Source organism: Microbulbifer epialgicus (genome assembly GCF_041447265.1).
Lineage (GTDB): Bacteria > Pseudomonadota > Gammaproteobacteria > Pseudomonadales > Cellvibrionaceae > Microbulbifer > Microbulbifer epialgicus.
This window is the reverse complement of the sequence record NZ_JBGMEK010000282.1, coordinates 1-611: the sequence shown is the minus strand read 5'-3', so window position 1 is coordinate 611 and position 611 is coordinate 1. Positions and strand designations below refer to the sequence as shown.

The window sequence follows — 611 nt, the reverse complement described above, 5'->3', positions numbered from 1 at the left end:
TGGATCACGGTCCTTCTTTTTATTCTTACTCGAAGATGGAGCCGAGATAATAGTGGCATCTACAATGGTGCCTTCACGCAATACCATACCATTCTCAGCAAGATACTTATTGATTTCCTCAAATAGGGTTGTGCCGAGCTGATTTGACTCCAGCAAGTGGCGAAAATTAAGAATCGTTGTCTCATCGGGAATTGGGCCATTCAAAGTCAATCCTGCAAAATTACGCATAGATTCAATTTCGTATAGCGCATCTTGCATAGCTGGATCGCTGAGGTTGTAAAACAACTGCATGCAATGAACACGCAGCATGACCTTCAATGGGTAAGGCTCTCGGCCACGTTTACTGCGTGGATAACAAGGGGCTATTCGAGCTTCCAGTCGCCGCCAAGGAATGAGGGCATTCATCTGAGAAAGAAACTTCTCTCGACGAGTTTTACGGCGCTTCAGATTGTATTCTGCTTCGGCAAAGGTGACTTGGTGCATGATCTATCGTAGCCTTGACGGATAACTGAATACTACCAAATTGGCTCGGAATTATTCAGAGGTTCCCTAGCCCGTTTTCCAACAAATAAACCCTTTGCGACTGTGTACAAGACTCCCTTTCCAGGGAT

At 45.3% G+C, this 611-nt stretch carries 1 protein-coding gene; it reads right to left on the bottom strand.

The genetic code is table 11. The annotated features are described in order from the left end of the window. The coding region (locus ACCI49_RS25020) for an IS5 family transposase (RefSeq protein ID WP_371841975.1) at window positions 1–483 on the bottom strand (483 nt) is incomplete at its 3' end. Window positions 484–611 lie beyond the last annotated feature (128 nt).